Consider the following 18,864-nt stretch of genomic DNA (forward strand, 5'->3'; position numbering starts at 1 on the left):
GACAGGATGAATCGAGGCTTTTATCCTGTCAGTTCGTTTTACTAACTTCTTCCGAGCCATAATCCTTTCTCTACTCCTAACCATCGCTAAAAACGTAACAGAACGATTTAGTGCTTCGTCATCTACGATGTTGAGTCATTTTCAGGTTATCGCGGTTTGTGCGCATTAGATAACAGTATATATATGAGAATACTAATGCTGTTGGGTTATTTGACTTTGCATAGCGAGTGGCGAAAACAAAAAAACGGCCCCAAAAGGGACCGTTTATGAGGATGTACAGAGTTACTGATTAAGCGGATTTCTTCGCTTTTTTCTCTGCTTTAGCTGGAGCTGCTTCCTTTGCTGCCGCCGGTGCTCCTTCTACGTAATCACGACCATAGTAGGTATCCAGCAGAATCTGTTTCAGCTCGGAGATCAGCGGGTAACGCGGGTTAGCGCCGGTGCACTGGTCATCGAATGCGTCTTCAGACAGTTTATCTACGTTCGCCAGGAAGTCAGCTTCCTGAACGCCAGCCTCACGGATAGATTTCGGAATACCCAGTTCTGCTTTCAGCGTTTCCAGCCATGCCAGCAGTTTCTCGATCTTCGCAGCAGTACGGTCACCCGGTGCGCTCAGACCCAGATGGTCTGCGATTTCAGCATAACGACGACGAGCCTGCGGACGATCGTACTGGCTGAATGCAGTCTGCTTGGTCGGGTTGTCATTCGCGTTGTAGCGGATAACGTTACAAATCAGCAGGGCGTTGGCCAGACCGTGCGGAATATGGAACTGGGAACCCAGTTTGTGCGCCATTGAGTGACATACACCCAGGAAGGCGTTCGCAAACGCGATACCCGCGATAGTTGCCGCACTGTGAACACGTTCACGCGCTACCGGGTTTTTAGCCCCTTCGTGGTAAGACGCTGGCAGATATTCTTTGAGCAGTTTCAGCGCCTGCAGAGCCTGACCGTCAGAGAACTCAGATGCCAGTACAGAAACATAAGCTTCCATGGCGTGAGTGACTGCGTCCAGACCACCGAAAGCACACAGAGACTTCGGCATATCCATAACCAGGTTGGCGTCAACAATCGCCATATCCGGGGTCAGTGCATAGTCTGCCAGCGGATATTTCTGACCTGTTGCGTCGTCGGTTACAACCGCAAATGGAGTCACTTCAGAACCTGTACCGGAAGTGGTGGTTACGGCGATCATTTTCGCTTTCACGCCCATTTTCGGGAACTTGTAGATACGTTTACGGATATCCATAAAGCGCAGCGCCAGTTCTTCGAAGTGAGTTTCTGGATGTTCGTACATAACCCACATGATTTTCGCGGCGTCCATCGGGGAACCACCACCCAGCGCGATGATCACGTCTGGCTTGAAGGAGTTCGCCAGTTCGGCACCTTTACGAACGATGCTCAGTGTCGGGTCAGCTTCAACTTCAAAGAAGACTTCAGTTTCAACGCCGGCAGCTTTCAGTACAGAAGTAATCTGGTCAGCATAACCGTTGTTGAACAGGAAGCGGTCAGTCACGATGAGCGCACGTTTGTGGCCATCAGTAATCACTTCATCCAGCGCGATTGGCAGTGAGCCACGGCGGAAGTAGATAGATTTCGGAAGTTTGTGCCACAACATGTTTTCAGCTCGCTTAGCAACGGTTTTCTTGTTGATCAAGTGTTTTGGACCAACGTTTTCAGAGATGGAGTTACCACCCCAGGAACCACAACCCAGAGTCAGGGAAGGTGCGAGTTTGAAGTTATACAGATCACCGATACCACCCTGAGAAGCTGGGGTGTTGATCAGGATACGGGCAGTTTTCATTTTCTGACCGAAGTAGGCAACGCGTGCCGGTTGGTTATCCTGGTCGGTGTACAGGCAAGAGGTATGACCGATACCGCCCATGGCAACCAGTTTCTCTGCTTTCTCTACCGCGTCTTCGAAATCTTTTGCACGGTACATTGCCAGAGTCGGGGACAGTTTTTCATGTGCGAACGGTTCGCTTTCATCAACAACGGTCACTTCACCGATCAGAATCTTAGTGTTTTCTGGTACAGAGAAGCCTGCCAGTTCAGCAATTTTATAAGCCGGTTGACCAACGATAGCTGCGTTCAGTGCGCCGTTTTTCAGGATAACGTCCTGAACGGCTTTCAGCTCTTTACCCTGCAGCATGTAACCGCCGTGGGTAGCGAAACGTTCACGTACAGCGTCATAAACAGAGTCAACAACAACAACAGACTGTTCAGAAGCACAGATTACGCCGTTGTCGAAGGTTTTGGACATCAGTACGGATGCAACTGCACGTTTGATATCTGCGGTTTCATCGATAACAACCGGAGTGTTACCAGCACCTACACCGATTGCCGGTTTACCGGAGCTGTATGCTGCTTTAACCATGCCCGGACCACCGGTCGCGAGAATCAGGTTAATGTCAGGGTGGTGCATCAGCGCGTTGGACAGTTCAACAGAAGGTTGATCGATCCAGCCAATCAGATCTTTCGGTGCACCAGCAGCGATAGCAGCCTGCAGAACGATATCAGCAGCTTTGTTGGTTGCATCTTTTGCACGCGGATGCGGAGAGAAGATGATGGCGTTGCGGGTCTTCAGGCTGATCAGTGATTTGAAGATTGCAGTTGAAGTCGGGTTAGTCGTTGGAACGATACCGCAGATAATACCGATTGGTTCAGCGATAGTGATAGTACCGAAAGTGTCGTCTTCAGACAGAACACCGCAGGTTTTTTCATCTTTATAGGCGTTGTAGATATATTCAGAAGCAAAGTGGTTTTTAATTACTTTATCTTCGACGATACCCATGCCGGATTCGGCAACGGCCATTTTCGCGAGTGGGATTCGAGCATCTGCGGCAGCCAGAGCGGCGGCGCGGAAGATTTTATCAACTTGCTCTTGAGTGAAACTGGCATATTCACGCTGGGCTTTTTTTACACGCTCTACGAGTGCGTTAAGTTCAGCGACATTAGTAACAGCCATAATGCTCTCCTGATAATGTTAAACTTTTTTAGTAAATCATCTGCTCGAATACGAGAGTATAGTCAGTGTGGTGATGATTTGCTTAACCTATGAAAATCAAAAGCTTACTCGCGCTCACACTCACTGTGATTTACTAAAAGAGTTTAAACATTAGAGGGACTAATCTCTAATGCGTCACTTCCAGGTGGCGTAAGCAAGATTACTCACTTCTGGGTACTGATTACGTGATCTAGATCAAAATTCCGCAAAGCTGACACCTTTCAGCTCCGCTTTTAGCTATAAAAGCTAATAGTTAATAAATTGTAGTATTTATTGTTGGCTACATTAGCATGTTTTGCACGACTAGATAACAATAATGAATGATAGTAATTTTAAGCGGTTAGGAGGTGAAAAATGCTGCCAAAAGGCGTATTGTCAGCGCGTATTTTTTTACCTTTGTTTATGGCTAACATTATCCGGCTTTTGCTTCGGAGCTAACCGTGATTCAGACACTCTTTGATTTTCCCGTTTACTTTAAATTTTTCATCGGGTTATTTGCGCTGGTTAACCCGGTTGGGATTATCCCCGTGTTTATCAGTATGACCAGCTATCAGACTGCGGCAGCGAGAAACAAAACAAATCTGACTGCCAACCTGTCGGTAGCGATTATCTTGTGGATCTCGCTTTTTCTCGGCGACACGATTCTGCAACTTTTTGGAATATCGATTGATTCGTTCCGCATCGCGGGCGGCATACTGGTGGTTACAATTGCGATGTCGATGATCAGCGGTAAGCTTGGTGAGGATAAACAGAACAAACAAGAGAAATCAGAAACCGCAATTCGAGAAAGCATCGGCGTTGTACCGCTCGCATTGCCTTTGATGGCGGGGCCAGGGGCGATCAGTTCAACTATCGTTTGGGGAACGCGTTATCACAGCATTGGTTATCTGTTCGGCTTTTTTGTGGCAATTGCATTGTTTGCTTTATGTTGCTGGGGCTTATTCCGCATGGCACCCTGGCTGGTGCGAGTTCTGCGCCAGACCGGTATAAACGTGATTACTCGTATTATGGGGTTGCTGCTGATGGCATTAGGGATTGAATTTATCGTTAATGGAATCAAAGGGATTTTCCCTGGTCTGCTCAATTAATTTCTTTCATACGAAATGGAGCCATGGTGCTCCGTTTTTTCGTCATTATTTTTACTTTTGCCCAGCGCAGTTATCAAAAGCAAACGAAATAGATAAATATTTTTCCTCATATTACAGCTAGTTATAAGAATATCCTTACCCCGCCATCCTCCTCATCATGTTATTTTCGCGACATCATAATTCTGGGTCTTGCTGAAGAATAATTGAAATGATATTAGTAATTCCACTGCGTTTGGCAGAGGAATGTGCTAAATAATGGTCTGTTGTTAAATTATTGTGTATTTCTCTGTCGTGACGGCAACAAGGAAAAACAGACTTGCTTTCTGCGGTTTTATATCATTGTTTTTAAATGATTTTATTGGCAGCCTGATGAGGTCTTTAGATATTGGCGCGGTCAGCAAAAGAGAATTACTTAACAATTTTGCAAAATGTATTGGCGGGCAAGAAGCGCATTTGATACTTTCCGGCCAACCGTCAGGCGATTTTTTTGGTAATGAGAATAATTAACAATAAAAATTGCTGCATTAAAGAATAAATGTGTCTCGACAGGGGAGACACAGTAGGAACCGACGTAAGGTGGTCGTTCGAATCACCAGAATAAATAAAGTCGGTGATAGCAAAGCGTAACGATATATCAACCTGGCAGCAGAAAGTCTCCGAATCTGTCCAGGGTCCCAACCCGGGATTACACATGCTGGTTAAAGCCAGTAATTATAATGAGGGAGTCCAAAAAACAATGACCAACATCACCAAGAGAAGTTTAGTAGCAGCAGGCGTTCTGGCTGCGCTTATGGCAGGGAATGTTGCGCTGGCGGCTGATGTACCCGCTGGTGTTCAGCTTGCAGAAAAACAAACGCTGGTGCGTAACAATGGTTCTGAAGTTCAGTCATTAGATCCGCACAAAATTGAAGGGGTTCCGGAGTCTAATATCAGTCGCGACCTGTTTGAAGGCTTGCTGGTCAGCGATCTCGATGGTCATCCGGCGCCTGGCGTCGCTGAGTCCTGGGATAATAAAGATGCCAAAGTCTGGACATTCCATCTGCGTAAAGATGCGAAATGGTCCGACGGCACGCCAGTCACTGCGCAGGACTTTGTATACAGCTGGCAACGTTCTGTTGATCCGAACACCGCTTCTCCCTATGCCAGTTATCTACAATATGGGCATATCGCCGGTATTGATGAAATTCTCGAAGGAAAAAAACCGATTACCGATCTCGGCGTGAAAGCCGTCGATGACCACACTTTAGAAGTCACATTAAGTGAGCCTGTTCCGTATTTCTATAAATTACTGGTTCACCCATCGACTTCTCCGGTGCCAAAAGCCGCTATTGAGAAATTCGGCGAGAAATGGACCCAGCCAGGAAATATTGTCACTAATGGTGCCTATACCTTAAAAGATTGGGTCGTTAACGAACGTATCGTTCTTGAACGCAGCCCGACCTACTGGAACAACGCGAAAACCGTCATTAACCAGGTCACCTATTTGCCTATTGCTTCTGAAGTCACCGATGTTAACCGCTATCGTAGCGGCGAAATTGATATGACCTATAACAACATGCCGATCGAACTGTTCCAGAAGCTGAAAAAAGAGATCCCGAACGAAGTTCACGTCGATCCGTATCTGTGCACCTACTATTACGAAATTAACAACCAGAAACCGCCATTCAACGACGTGCGTGTGCGTACCGCACTGAAACTGGGTATGGATCGCGATATTATTGTTAATAAAGTGAAAGCACAGGGCGATATGCCAGCCTATGGTTACACTCCTCCTTACACAGATGGTGCAAAATTAACTCAGCCGGAATGGTTTGGCTGGAGCCAGGAAAAACGTAACGAAGAAGCGAAAAAATTGCTGGCTGAAGCGGGCTATACCGCAGACAAACCGTTGACCATTAACCTGCTATATAACACGTCCGATCTGCATAAAAAGCTGGCGATTGCCGCCTCTTCACTGTGGAAGAAAAACATTGGTGTAAACGTCAAACTGGTTAACCAGGAGTGGAAAACCTTCCTCGATACCCGTCACCAGGGAACTTTTGATGTGGCTCGTGCAGGCTGGTGTGCTGACTACAACGAACCAACTTCCTTCCTGAACACCATGCTGTCGAACAGTTCGATGAATACCGCGCATTATAAGAGCCCGGCCTTTGACAGTATTATGGCGGAAACGCTGAAAGCGACTGACGAGGCGCAACGCACTGCACTGTACACCAAAGCAGAACAGCAGCTGGATAAAGATTCGGCCATTGTTCCGGTTTATTACTACGTGAACGCGCGTCTGGTGAAACCGTGGGTTGGGGGTTATACCGGCAAAGATCCGCTGGATAATACCTACACCAGAAATATGTACATTGTGAAGCACTAATGGCAATACGTGGGGCAGGGGAACTTGCTCCACGGTGTCTGATTTTTATCGCATTACAGAAGGCACAGGCCAGAAGGTAGGGCAATGTTAAAATTTATTCTACGTCGCTGTCTGGAAGCGATTCCGACGCTATTTATTCTTATTACTATTTCGTTCTTTATGATGCGCCTTGCGCCGGGAAGTCCTTTTACCGGCGAACGTACATTACCGCCAGAAGTGATGGCCAATATCGAAGCGAAATATCATCTTAATGATCCGATCATGACACAGTATTTCAGCTACCTGAAACAACTGGCGCATGGTGATTTCGGTCCGTCTTTTAAATATAAAGATTATTCGGTCAATGACCTGGTCGCATCCAGCTTCCCTGTTTCTGCAAAATTGGGGGCAGCCGCGTTTATACTTGCGGTAGTGCTGGGTGTTAGTGCTGGCGTTATTGCCGCATTAAAACAAAACACCAAATGGGACTATACCGTGATGGGGCTGGCAATGACCGGGGTAGTTATCCCCAGTTTTGTGGTTGCGCCGTTATTAGTCATGATATTTGCGATCATATTGCATTGGCTACCAGGCGGTGGCTGGAATGGCGGGGCGCTGAAATTCATGATACTGCCGATGGTGGCGTTGTCTCTTGCCTATATCGCCAGTATTGCGCGTATTACCCGTGGTTCGATGATTGAAGTTTTACATTCCAACTTTATTCGTACTGCCCGCGCGAAAGGTTTACCTATGCGCAGGATCATCCTTCGCCACGCATTAAAACCTGCTCTGTTACCCGTACTCTCATATATGGGGCCCGCATTTGTCGGCATTATTACCGGTTCTATGGTTATCGAAACCATTTATGGTTTACCAGGGATCGGGCAATTGTTTGTGAATGGTGCGTTGAACCGTGACTATTCATTGGTATTAAGCCTGACCATTCTGGTTGGTGCATTAACCATTTTGTTTAATGCCATTGTCGATGTGCTATATGCGGTTATCGACCCGAAAATCCGTTACTGATACTGGAGCTCGCGATGATGTTAAGTAAGAAAAACAGCGAGACGCTGGAAAATTTCAGTGAAAAGCTGGAGGTCGAAGGGCGCAGCTTGTGGCAGGACGCACGCCGACGTTTTATGCATAACCGTGCGGCGGTCGCCAGTCTGATTGTACTGGTGCTGATTGCGCTGTTTGTTATCCTGGCACCGATGCTTTCGCAATTTGCTTATGACGATACCGACTGGGCAATGATGTCCAGCGCCCCGGATATGGAATCTGGTCACTACTTCGGTACTGACTCATCTGGTCGCGACCTGCTGGTGCGCGTTGCGATTGGCGGACGAATCTCACTCATGGTCGGTGTCGCTGCGGCGCTGGTGGCAGTGGTCGTAGGTACACTTTATGGTTCACTTTCCGGTTATCTTGGCGGCAAAGTGGATTCGGTAATGATGCGTCTGCTGGAAATCCTCAACTCCTTCCCATTCATGTTCTTCGTCATTTTGCTGGTGACCTTTTTCGGCCAAAACATCCTGCTGATTTTCGTGGCGATTGGCATGGTTTCCTGGCTGGATATGGCGCGTATTGTGCGTGGGCAAACCCTGAGTCTGAAGCGCAAAGAGTTTATTGAGGCGGCACAAGTTGGCGGTGTATCTACGCCCGGCATTGTAATTCGCCATATTGTGCCCAACGTGCTCGGCGTGGTGGTGGTCTACGCATCGCTACTGGTGCCCAGCATGATCCTCTTTGAATCCTTTTTAAGCTTCCTGGGGCTGGGTACACAAGAGCCGTTAAGCAGCTGGGGCGCATTGCTGAGTGATGGCGCGAACTCAATGGAGGTCTCTCCGTGGTTACTGCTGTTCCCTGCGGGATTTCTCGTGGTGACGCTGTTTTGTTTCAACTTTATCGGCGATGGCTTGCGTGATGCCCTCGACCCGAAAGATCGTTAAGGAGTGCAGCCATGAGCGTAATTGAAACTGCAACTGTGCCGCTCGCACAACAACAGGCTGACGCACTGCTGAACGTGAAAGATTTGCGTGTCACCTTTAGTACCCCGGATGGCGACGTCACGGCGGTCAATGATTTGAATTTTTCCCTGCGTGCCGGGGAAACTCTGGGTATCGTTGGTGAATCTGGCTCGGGTAAATCGCAAACCGCGTTTGCCTTAATGGGGCTGCTGGCTGCCAACGGACATATTGGCGGCTCGGCAACGTTCAATGGGCGAGAAATCCTCAATCTTCCAGAGCGAGAACTCAACAAACTGCGCGCTGAACAAATCTCGATGATTTTTCAGGATCCGATGACCTCATTAAATCCTTATATGCGCGTCGGTGAGCAGTTGATGGAAGTGCTGATGCTGCATAAAAGCATGAGCAAGGCTGAAGCGTTTGAAGAGTCGGTGCGGATGCTTGATGCAGTAAAAATGCCAGAAGCGCGTAAGCGCATGAAGATGTTCCCGCATGAATTTTCTGGTGGGATGCGTCAGCGCGTCATGATTGCGATGGCGTTGCTGTGTCGGCCTAAACTGCTGATTGCCGATGAGCCGACAACCGCGCTGGACGTGACCGTACAGGCGCAGATCATGACGCTATTGAATGAACTGAAGCGGGAATTTAATACCGCCATCATTATGATCACTCACGATCTTGGTGTCGTGGCGGGGATCTGTGACAAAGTGCTGGTGATGTACGCCGGGCGCACGATGGAATATGGCAATGCGCGCGATGTCTTTTATCAACCCGTTCATCCTTATTCTATCGGTTTGCTGAATGCGGTGCCGCGCCTTGATGCGGAAGGTGAAACCATGTTGACCATCCCGGGTAATCCGCCAAACCTACTACGATTACCGAAAGGTTGCCCGTTCCAGCCACGTTGTCCGTATGCGATGGAAATTTGTAGTAGTGCGCCGCCGCTGGAAGAGTTTACGCCTGGTCGTCTGCGTGCCTGCTTTAAACCGGTGGAGGAGCTGTTATGAATGCTGTAACCGAAGGAAGAAAAGTCCTCCTCGAAATCGCTGACCTGAAAGTGCACTTTGAGATCAAAGATGGCAAACAGTGGTTCTGGCAACCGGCAAAAACGCTGAAAGCGGTCGATGGTGTCACGCTTCGCCTGTATGAAGGGGAAACATTAGGTGTGGTAGGGGAATCGGGATGCGGTAAGTCCACCTTTGCTCGTGCCATCATCGGTTTGGTCAAGGCTACTGACGGTCGTGTTGCCTGGTTAGGCAAAGAGTTGTTGGGGATGAAGCCCGATGAATGGCGTGCCGTTCGTAGTGATATCCAGATGATTTTTCAGGATCCGCTGGCGTCGCTGAATCCACGTATGACCATCGGCGAGATCATCGCAGAACCGCTGCGCACCTATCATCCGAAAATGTCACGTCAGGAAGTTCGTGAGCGCGTGAAGGCGATGATGATGAAAGTTGGCTTGCTACCCAATCTGATTAACCGCTATCCGCATGAGTTCTCCGGCGGGCAGTGTCAGCGTATCGGGATTGCTCGTGCACTTATTCTTGAACCGAAGCTGATTATCTGCGATGAGCCGGTGTCGGCGCTGGACGTGTCAATTCAGGCGCAGGTAGTCAACCTGCTCCAGCAGTTGCAACGTGAGATGGGATTGTCATTAATCTTTATCGCCCACGATCTGGCAGTGGTAAAACACATTTCCGATCGCGTGCTGGTGATGTATCTCGGACATGCGGTAGAACTGGGGACGTATGATGAGGTCTACCATAATCCGCTGCATCCTTATACCAAAGCATTGATGTCGGCAGTGCCCATTCCTGACCCGGATCTGGAAAAGAATAAATCTATTCAGTTACTGGAAGGGGAATTACCGTCGCCGATCAACCCACCTTCTGGTTGTGTTTTCCGTACCCGCTGCCCGATTGCCGGTCCTGAGTGTGCCAAAACGCGACCTGTGCTGGAGGGGAGTTTCAGACATGCCGTTTCTTGCCTGAAAGTCGATCCGCTTTAAAACAAAAAGGGCTGACAACTGTCAGCCCTTTATCACGCCAAAAGCGATTATTTATTCTCGCCAGATAATATGGCAAAGTTTGTGATCTTTTTCGCGGCATAACAGGATACGGGCGAAAATATCGTTGATTTCACCATCTTCACTGTCCGCCAGGCCAATCACCACTTCGGCAAAAAAGTCCGGATTCAAGTCGAAATCAACATGCTCCTGCCAGTCTTCTGCCGGGTCGAATAACTCCGCACCGCCGCGCTCTTCAAACTGAAGATTGAACAGCAGGACATCAGCCGGATCGAGATTATCTGCGGCCAGTTCGAGAAAAATATCATAGGCCTGTTCAAGTGTTTCATCTTCAGTCAGGCGATTGTTTAAATCCATATCCATAGTCACTACCCGTTTAACATCTGTTGGCCACGTTTTACAGCAACGGGCTGAAGAAGTAAAACAGTCGCTCGGCAACGCGCTGCCAGAGTGGTCGTTTCGCCCACAATCGCGCATCAAGTAAACGTGAACGCGAAATATAATCGTCCTGAACGGCGGCGAGGTCAGCACCAAAACCTTTATCGTCGATCGCCAGCGTGATTTCAAAGTTCAGCCAAAGACTACGCATATCGAGGTTAACGGTGCCCACCAGACTTAACTCGCCATCGACCAGCACGCTCTTGGTATGCAGTAATCCGCCTTCAAACTGATAAATTTTAACCCCTGCAGCCAGTAGTTCAGTAAAGAACGCGCGGCTGGCCCAGCCAACCAGCATTGAGTCATTTTTACGTGGCAGGATAATACTGACATCAACACCACGTTGCGCTGCCGTGCAAATAGCGTGAAGCAAATCATCGCTGGGCACGAAGTAGGGCGTCGTCATAATTAAATATTCGCGCGCCGAATATGCAGCGGTGAGCAGGGCCTGGTGAATCAGGTCTTCCGGGAAACCGGGGCCAGAAGCAATGGTATGGATCGTATGGCCGCTGGCCTGCTCAAACGGCATAATATTGACGTCTGGCGGTGGTGGCAGAATGCGTTTTCCAGTTTCAATCTCCCAGTCACAGGAATAAATAATCCCCATTGCGGTAGCAATAGGACCTTCCATACGCGCCATCAGGTCAATCCATTGTCCTACACCTGCATCCTGTTTGAAGAAGCGCGGATCGACCATGTTCATGCTGCCGGTATAGGCAATGTAGTTATCGATCATGATCATCTTGCGGTGCTGGCGCAGATCCATACGGCGTAAAAATACGCGCATCAGATTAACTTTTAGGGACTCGACCACTTCGATACCTGCATTACGCATCAGTTCTGGCCACGGACTGCGGAAGAACGCGACGCTACCGGCGGAATCGAGCATCAGTCGGCAATGAATACCGCGTCGGGCTGCTGCCATCAATGACTCAGCTACCTGATCCGCCATACCGCCGGGTTGCCAGATATAAAACACCATCTCAATATTATGCCGGGCGAGCTGGATGTCGCGGATTAACGCCTGCATTACATCATCAGATTCGGTCATCAGTTGTAGCTGATTTCCTTTGACCCCGGCGATCCCCTGACGACGCTCGCAGAGCTTGAATAACGGCCCGGCGACACTGCTGTTTTCTTCCGCGAAGATATGTTTACAGGCTTTAAGATCGTTAAGCCATTTAGCGGTAGAAGGCCACATCGCTCTGGCGCGTTCGGCACGGCGTTTACCTAAGTGGAGTTCGCCGACTGCAAGATAGGCAATAATTCCGACCAGCGGCAGAATATAAATGATCAACAGCCAGGCCATGGCGGAGGGAACTGCACGTCGTTTCATCAGAATGCGTAATGTTACGCCTGCAATGAGCAACCAGTATCCCAGAATGGCCAACCAACTCACCAACGTATAAACGGTTGTCATAGATTAGAAATCCTTTTGAAAGCGCATTGTTATGAGTTTACGCATATGGATTCATCTGGCAAATAAAAACGCGGGAAAAGCACTGGTCAGCGTCGGGGGCGAGGGTATAATGACCGCTCTGTTATTGCATAGAGTAGTTAACATGAAGCGGAGTAGAACGGAAGTGGGACGCTGGCGTATGCAGCGTCAGGCTAGCCGGCGTAAATCGCGTTGGCTTGAGGGGCAGTCTCGCCGAAATATGCGTATCCACAGCATCAGGAAGTGCATTCTAAACAAACAGCGTAACTCGTTATTGTTTGCGATCTACAATATCTGAATGTTACGGGCACCATCGCGGTGCCCGATAAGTTTGCCTTCGGCCTTTATAATCTATTTTTGTGCCGATTCATTACTGCCAGTTTTCGTTTCATCGTCATCGCTGAAAATACCATGCCCGGAGTTCAGCAACATTGAGACGAGCATATCATTATTAATCTCTTCACCATTTAAAACCCGCGCCAGAATTTCGCTGCCAAAAAGCTGCGGCGAAAGAATGATGTCCGGATGTACCATTTTAATTTTGTTCAGGTTTTTGCTATCACTGACCGCAAGCACCGTTTTGACATCTTTGCTCATATCTTTGGCTGACAGGACGACAAAAGCGTTATCTGCATCGTTATCACTGAGTGCCAGAATAGCTCGACAGTGATCAATTCCCGCTTTCTTTAATACCGAACTGTCATTGCTGTCACCGGGAATAACATCAGCATTGTCGCCTAAGCGTTGCTCAAGTTGTTTGATGTCATCTTCTGGCAAGTTACTGATAACAGTTACGTTTTGTCCGCGTTGATTCAGTTGTAGAATCGTGTTGATTGCCAGAATGGAGTGACCGCAAACAATAAAGTGATCTTTACGATTCATCGTATGCTTGTTTCCTTTCACAAGTTTATTGAATCCTCCTCGGATAAGGGGACCAAAAATAGAGGTCATGGAGGTGGCGAAAACGGTAATGCCAGAAATAATGACGGAAATAGTAAACAGGCGTGCCGATTCAGAAACGGGGACGATATCGCCATAGCCCACGGTTGACATAGTTTCTATCGAAAAATAGAAGGCGGTCATCAGGCTCTCTATTCGCGGATTGAAACCCTCGCTTAAATACAGCGCGCCGTAGGTGGAGTAAAACAGTAACGTCGTAAAACTAATAAAAGCAAAAATTGTCCCGGCTGCGGCACTACTGTGTGAGAAGTCTTTGCGCAGCACCAGTAAAATTACCAGCGTAAAGATGCAAAAACCGATGCTGAATTTCAGCCAGGGATAAAAATGAAGGGTGTAAATCAGTGTTATTAACAACAAAATAATACTGATTGCCCATGCCAGTTTTGCCCGAAATAACAAGCCGATCGAATTCAGAACAAGAAAGACGCCGAGCATAAACAGCGGCGCATTGGCCAGCAAGGAGAGATCAAGTTCCGAAAACGCCTGGATATGGAAGATATCGAGCAGATTGACCGACATGCCATAGATTGTTTTAAAAATAAGCAATCCATTTAAAAAGACGGCTAGCGCGATAATATCGTGCCGCAGGGTCACCCATAAATTTACTGCTGTTTGCCTGAATGTAGCCCAGTGACTCACTGATACCTCTGTAACCACAATTTTGTTTAATTATCTCTACGCGTACATAATGTGCACATACATGCGACGCGTGAATATGTTAAACAATAGTAGATGACTTTATCCGCAGTAATCAAAGGATTTGATTGAGCAATACCTTGTCCGGGAGGGGCATTTTTCCTGAATATGCTGACATCGTATAAAGAAATACAGATAAAGTTATTATCTGTTTGTGATGGTGGCTGCGATGGCATACCTACAAGGAAAGGCCAAATAAGAACACGGTTGCTAAAACCGTGTTCTAAGATGTGGAGCCTCTATTCAGAATACTTTCTTAAAGGGCTTTACTGAAACTTGTTCATACACTCCGGCCGCCACGTAAGGATCGGCATCGGCCCAGGCTTGCGCTGCTTCCAGAGATTCAAATTCAGCAATCACCGTCGAACCGGTAAAACCAGCGGCACCAGGATCATTGCTATCAACTGCTGGCATTGGTCCCGCAGTCAGCAAACGACCTTCATCATGCAGTAACTGCAAACGCGCTAAATGTGCCGGACGAACGGAAAGGCGTTTTTCGAGACTATCGGCTTTGTCTTGAGCGTAAATTACATACAACACGGGCACAACTCCTTGTTCGGAAAAGTTGTAAAGTACGTTATTTGAAAGGGCGAAGATCTGCAACGGAAAGATGATGTCTTTGTTAAGAGTCTGGATAAAGTCAGGCTAATTACGCCAAAAATTGCGTTTTCACTGATCCTGATCGTTTTGCGTTATTGAATATGATTGCTATTTGCATTTAAAATCGAGGCCTGGTTTTTCTACTGAAATGATTATGACTTCAATGACCCTTGATTTACCTCGCCGCTTCCCCTGGCCGACGTTACTTTCAGTCTGCATTCACGGTGCTGTCGTGGCGGGTCTACTCTATACCTCGGTACATCAGGTTATTGAACTACCTGCGCCCGCGCAGCCGATTTCTGTCACCATGGTTGCGCCAGCCGATCTTGAACCGCCACAAGCTGTTCAACCGCCACCAGAGCCGGTGGCGGAGCCAGAGCCGGAACCTGAACCATTACCAGAACCGCCAAAAGAAGCGCCGGTGGTCATTGAAAAGCCGAAGCCGAAACCTAAGCCAAAACCGAAGCCAGTGAAAAAGGTGCAGGAACAGCCAAAGCGCGATGTTAAACCAGCGGAGTCGCGTCCGGCATCACCGTTTGAAAATACGGCACCCGCACGCCCGACATCAAGTACGGCAACGGCTGCAACTAGCAAGCCGGTTACAAGTGTGGCTTCAGGACCACGCGCATTAAGCCGTAATCAGCCGCAGTATCCAGCGCGCGCGCAGGCATTGCGCATTGAAGGGCAGGTTAAAGTTAAGTTTGACGTTACACCGGATGGTCGCGTGGATAACGTACAAATTCTTTCTGCCAAACCCGCGAACATGTTTGAGCGCGAAGTGAAAAACGCGATGCGTAGATGGCGCTACGAGTCGGGTAAGCCAGGAAGTGGGATTGTGGTAAATATTCTGTTTAAAATTAACGGCACCACCGAAATTCAGTAAGCAAAAAGTCAAAAGCCTCCGACCGGAGGCTTTTGACTATTACTCGACAGGTAAGGCGCGAGGCTTTCCTTCAGGATCAACCGCGACATACTTAAATAATGCTTCCGTCGCTTTATAGCGTTGCCCAAGTGGTTCAGACGCTACCTTTTTCACCCACACTTCAATATTAATGCTGACAGATGTTGTCCCTTTCTTGACACAGCGCGCATAGCAGCACACCACATCACCGACTGCTACAGGTCGCAGAAAAGTCATGCCTTCCACGCGAACGGTCACTACGCGACCGTGTGCAATTTCTTTTGCCAGAATGGCACCACCAATATCCATCTGCGACATCAACCAACCACCAAAAATATCGCCATTGGCATTGGTATCGGCAGGCATGGCTAAAGTTCGTAAAACCAGATCGCCCTGGGGGACGTTATGTGTTGTTGACATGGTAAAACCGACTAAAAAGGAAAATCACAGGCGCGATGCTACTATGATTTTCCTGAGGAGAACAGAGGAGATACAGCGCCAGCCCCGAAGGACTGGCTGTCTGGTTATGATTTATCTTCCTGTGGCATGTGGCGGTAGATATAGATACCGCTTAACAGCGTGAAGATTAAGGTGAGGGCGGTCAGACCGAACACTTTGAAGTTGACCCAAATATTTTGTGGCAGCCAGAAAGCGATATAGATGTTTGCCAGCCCGCAAAGGATAAAAAAGACTGCCCAGGCCAGATTCAACTTCGACCATACTGGCTGCGGCAGGGTAAGCTCTTTACCCAACATACGTTGAATCAGCGGCTTTTTCATTACCCATTGGCTAACCAACAAGGCACCGGCAAACAGTGCGTAAATAACGGTGACCTTCCATTTAATAAACTCATCATTGTGGAAGAAAAGCGTCAGACCGCCGAAGACGACCACCAGAACAAAGGTGATCAGGGCCATCTTCTCAACCTTACGAAAGCGAACCCAGCTATAAATAAGCACAATCGCTGTGGCGACGATCAGCGCCGCAGTTGCCGCATAGATGTCATAAATCTTATAGAACGCGAAGAAGACAACCAGCGGTAGAAAATCAAGAAACTGCTTCATTTTACGATTCCGTAATCAAATGCTTAGGGTTATTGGCGAATCAACATGTACAGACGGAACAGATAGATGAGCAATACGGCTGAAATCAGGTTGCTCAAGGTGTTCGCCAGTACAGCGCCAATTTCTGGGGTTAATGCGGCAAACGAAGAGGCAAACAGCAACAACAGAGTTTTTGCCAGTAACCAGCTCAATACCGCAGGTGCCACCAGACGCATATTCGCCCATGTCAGCCGCATACTGCTGCGCATGGAGGCGAAAATGCCCATTTTATCCTGGACCAGCATCACGGGAGCCAACGCCAGCAGGATGGCCATGATGATACCAGGAACGACCACCAGCATGATGCCTATTTGCACAATCAATGTCGTCAGGAGGATTAGCAAGAATAGCTTCGGTAATACCGGAGCGCTCGCGCCAATTGCCCGTAATGCGCTGACCCGCTGACCGGCGGACACTAGCTGGATCATTAATAATACGCCGCCCGCAAGAATGGCGTTACCGATTAATCCTGAAAAGGTAGAAGCGGCAGACGCACGCAGCAAAATCTGCTGTTGTTCCGGGGACATATTTTGTACCAGGTCGAACAACCCACCGCCGCCACTAACGGGTACACCGTCATTGAGCTGCGCAAGTTGAGCGTCACTGGGTGAGAAAACATGTCCTAACACCACTGTGATAAATGCACAAAGCAACGATACCAACAGAATGGTCATAAATTGATTACGGAAGAAATTTCCGGTGTCACGGTATACGGACTGCGCCGTGATAGACATGCACTCTCCTTGAGTTTTATGCAGGTGTTAATTAGCGGGCAATTGTACCCTGGTTAGCCTCTCAGTGGCAGCATCAGGTCATGTATGGAAAAGCATATCTTTGTAAAGCGGAGGTAATTGTTGGCATTTATGTGTGCAGACAGGAGCAAGTGGCGAGCGCGTTAATATTTGCGCAGCGAAAATATATAAAAATTGATTTAAATCACGTTAACCAGGATTTTTGATACAACTTCTAAATTAATCCAGATCAATAAATGGTGATTTAGAGAATGTAGTGTGATCTGTGTAGAATCATTTGTTACCCCAATGTAGGTATATTTGTCACGTTTTTATAACCATAACGACGGAGCGGATATGAAAAAATTAACAGTGGCGGCTTTGGCAGTAACAACTCTTCTCTCTGGCACGGCCTTTGCGCATGAAGCAGGCGAGTTTTTTATGCGTGCAGGTTCTGCGACTGTGCGTCCGACAGAAGGCGCTGGTGGTACATTAGGAAGTTTGGGTGGGTTTAGTGTGACTAATAACACTCAGTTGGGCCTGACGTTTACGTATATGGCGACTGACAATATCGGTGTTGAATTACTGGCAGCGACGCCTTTCCGCCATAAAATTGGTACTCGCGCGACCGGTGATATTGCAACAGTCCATCATCTGCCGCCAACACTGATGGCGCAGTGGTATTTTGGTGATGCCAGCAGCAAATTCCGTCCTTACGTTGGTGCCGGTATTAACTACACCACGTTCTTTGATAATGGATTTAACGATCATGGCAAAGAGGCCGGGCTTTCCGATCTCAGTCTGAAAGATTCCTGGGGAGCTGCCGGGCAGGTGGGGGTTGATTATCTGATTAACCGTGACTGGTTGGTTAACATGTCAGTCTGGTATATGGATATCGATACTACCGCAAATTATAAGTTGGGCGGTGCACAGCAACACGACAGTGTACGCCTCGATCCGTGGGTGTTTATGTTCTCAGCAGGTTATCGCTTTTAATTCCCCGCAAAAATGACCCCGTAATTACGGGGTCAATAAGGACATGGCATAAAGGGTATTATTTCTTCGCTTCTACGCCATCAGCTTCAGAGCGAATTAAAAATTTCTCAGTTGTTTGCGGAATATGCTGAATCAGCCAGTCGGCCATCTGCTTTTCCTCATTTAAAATCGCTTCGATGACCGGAATAGAGGCTGTATCACCGGCATTTTTTGCCGCAGCTAATAGTGAGGTATAGCAGGCGATTTCAAATTGCTCGAAGACATAGCCGCTAATTGAACCTTTTACAATTTCATCAGAAGGGAAAATACCACCAATAGACTGCCCAAGCGCCGCCATTTTACTCATCGAATCTTTAATGACTGAGCGCGAAATGTCATTACGGTCAAGAATAGTTTCCAGTTGAACAATCTGGTTTTTAGTTTCGCTAAGATGTTGTTCAATACGTGCGCGTAAATCAGGATAATTATCTATGCGGCTGGCCATGGATTCAAGCATAGATTCTGCTTGCTTTTCCATTGCATGGGCGTCACGTAGCCAGTCATGATAATGTTCAATACGATTCATGAAA

The 18,864-nt window shown here is 47.9% G+C and carries 18 protein-coding genes; 9 read left to right on the top strand and 9 right to left on the bottom strand.

What is annotated here, in order from left to right; translation table 11 throughout:
- Window positions 1-289: 289 nt before the first annotated feature.
- Entirely contained in the window at window positions 290-2,965 is a 2,676-nt protein-coding gene (adhE, locus tag C3D30_RS12700; protein WP_000301665.1) for a bifunctional acetaldehyde-CoA/alcohol dehydrogenase, read from the bottom strand.
- A 479-nt stretch (window positions 2,966-3,444) separates the two neighbouring features.
- Here adhE and ychE point away from each other — a divergent pair, with 479 nt between their 5' ends.
- From ychE to oppF, 6 genes are all read left to right on the top strand, one after another.
- Entirely contained in the window at window positions 3,445-4,092 is a 648-nt protein-coding gene (gene ychE / locus C3D30_RS12705) for an NAAT family transporter YchE (RefSeq protein WP_000616769.1), read from the top strand.
- A 736-nt stretch (window positions 4,093-4,828) separates the two neighbouring features.
- Window positions 4,829-6,460 (top strand): oligopeptide ABC transporter substrate-binding protein OppA, encoded by a 1,632-nt coding sequence (gene oppA / locus C3D30_RS12715; RefSeq protein WP_024257611.1) that lies wholly within the window; start codon window positions 4,829-4,831, stop codon window positions 6,458-6,460.
- 84 nt (window positions 6,461-6,544) lie between these two features.
- Window positions 6,545-7,465 (top strand): oligopeptide ABC transporter permease OppB, encoded by a 921-nt coding sequence (oppB, locus tag C3D30_RS12720; protein WP_000911117.1) that lies wholly within the window; start codon window positions 6,545-6,547, stop codon window positions 7,463-7,465.
- 14 nt (window positions 7,466-7,479) lie between these two features.
- A complete protein-coding gene (gene oppC, locus C3D30_RS12725) occupies window positions 7,480-8,388 on the top strand; it encodes an oligopeptide ABC transporter permease OppC (protein WP_000979659.1) in 909 nt (302 codons plus the stop codon).
- An 11-nt stretch (window positions 8,389-8,399) separates the two neighbouring features.
- Window positions 8,400-9,413 carry a murein tripeptide/oligopeptide ABC transporter ATP-binding protein OppD gene (oppD, locus tag C3D30_RS12730; protein WP_000110935.1) on the top strand — a complete coding sequence of 338 codons (1,014 nt, stop codon included), beginning with the start codon at window positions 8,400-8,402 and terminating at the stop codon, window positions 9,411-9,413.
- On the top strand, window positions 9,410-10,414 hold the full coding sequence (gene oppF / locus C3D30_RS12735) for a murein tripeptide/oligopeptide ABC transporter ATP-binding protein OppF (protein ID WP_000994883.1): 1,005 nt from the start codon (window positions 9,410-9,412) through the stop codon (window positions 10,412-10,414). The genes oppD and oppF overlap by 4 nt, the downstream gene beginning before the upstream one ends.
- Window positions 10,415-10,465: 51 nt before the next feature.
- On the opposite strand, the gene C3D30_RS12740 is transcribed toward oppF, so the two are convergent.
- Both C3D30_RS12740 and cls read right to left on the bottom strand, forming a co-directional pair.
- A complete protein-coding gene (locus C3D30_RS12740; RefSeq protein ID WP_000366958.1) occupies window positions 10,466-10,795 on the bottom strand; it encodes an HI1450 family dsDNA-mimic protein in 330 nt (109 codons plus the stop codon).
- Between the two features lie 34 nt (window positions 10,796-10,829).
- On the bottom strand, window positions 10,830-12,290 hold the full coding sequence (gene cls / locus C3D30_RS12745) for a cardiolipin synthase (protein ID WP_000214525.1): 1,461 nt from the start codon (window positions 12,288-12,290) through the stop codon (window positions 10,830-10,832).
- Between the two features lie 142 nt (window positions 12,291-12,432).
- Here cls and C3D30_RS20360 point away from each other — a divergent pair, with 142 nt between their 5' ends.
- A complete protein-coding gene (locus tag C3D30_RS20360; RefSeq protein WP_001309467.1) occupies window positions 12,433-12,606 on the top strand; it encodes a YciY family protein in 174 nt (57 codons plus the stop codon).
- A 53-nt stretch (window positions 12,607-12,659) separates the two neighbouring features.
- On the opposite strand, the gene kch is transcribed toward C3D30_RS20360, so the two are convergent.
- Window positions 12,660-13,907 carry a voltage-gated potassium channel protein gene (gene kch / locus C3D30_RS12755; RefSeq protein ID WP_010350461.1) on the bottom strand — a complete coding sequence of 416 codons (1,248 nt, stop codon included), beginning with the start codon at window positions 13,905-13,907 and terminating at the stop codon, window positions 12,660-12,662.
- A gap of 300 nt (window positions 13,908-14,207) precedes the next feature.
- Entirely contained in the window at window positions 14,208-14,504 is a 297-nt protein-coding gene (locus C3D30_RS12760) for a YciI family protein (RefSeq protein WP_000967596.1), read from the bottom strand.
- Window positions 14,505-14,727: 223 nt separating this feature from the next.
- Here C3D30_RS12760 and tonB point away from each other — a divergent pair, with 223 nt between their 5' ends.
- Window positions 14,728-15,447: a TonB system transport protein TonB gene (tonB, locus tag C3D30_RS12765; RefSeq protein WP_105285543.1), complete on the top strand. Its 720-nt coding sequence runs from the start codon at window positions 14,728-14,730 to the stop codon at window positions 15,445-15,447.
- Window positions 15,448-15,486: 39 nt separating this feature from the next.
- On the opposite strand, the gene yciA is transcribed toward tonB, so the two are convergent.
- The 3 genes from yciA to C3D30_RS12780 all read right to left on the bottom strand — a co-directional run bounded on the left by yciA (window position 15,487) and on the right by C3D30_RS12780 (window position 17,302).
- Window positions 15,487-15,885, bottom strand: coding sequence for an acyl-CoA thioester hydrolase YciA (gene yciA / locus C3D30_RS12770; protein WP_000108155.1), 399 nt, complete (start codon window positions 15,883-15,885; stop codon window positions 15,487-15,489).
- A 104-nt stretch (window positions 15,886-15,989) separates the two neighbouring features.
- Complete coding sequence (locus C3D30_RS12775) at window positions 15,990-16,529, bottom strand: septation protein A (RefSeq protein ID WP_000808667.1); 540 nt, start codon at window positions 16,527-16,529, stop codon at window positions 15,990-15,992.
- A 29-nt stretch (window positions 16,530-16,558) separates the two neighbouring features.
- Window positions 16,559-17,302 carry a YciC family protein gene (locus tag C3D30_RS12780; RefSeq protein WP_000028527.1) on the bottom strand — a complete coding sequence of 248 codons (744 nt, stop codon included), beginning with the start codon at window positions 17,300-17,302 and terminating at the stop codon, window positions 16,559-16,561.
- 354 nt (window positions 17,303-17,656) lie between these two features.
- On the opposite strand from C3D30_RS12780, the gene ompW reads away from it, so the two are divergent.
- On the top strand, window positions 17,657-18,295 hold the full coding sequence (gene ompW, locus C3D30_RS12785) for an outer membrane protein OmpW (protein ID WP_000737249.1): 639 nt from the start codon (window positions 17,657-17,659) through the stop codon (window positions 18,293-18,295).
- 58 nt (window positions 18,296-18,353) lie between these two features.
- Here ompW and C3D30_RS12790 read toward each other — a convergent pair whose 3' ends face one another.
- On the bottom strand, window positions 18,354-18,860 hold the full coding sequence (locus tag C3D30_RS12790; RefSeq protein WP_001079483.1) for a ferritin-like domain-containing protein: 507 nt from the start codon (window positions 18,858-18,860) through the stop codon (window positions 18,354-18,356).
- Between the last annotated feature and the right edge of the window lie 4 nt (window positions 18,861-18,864).

It is taken from the genome of Escherichia sp. MOD1-EC5433 (genome assembly GCF_002966005.1).
GTDB classification, from domain to species: Bacteria; Pseudomonadota; Gammaproteobacteria; order Enterobacterales; family Enterobacteriaceae; genus Escherichia; species Escherichia ruysiae.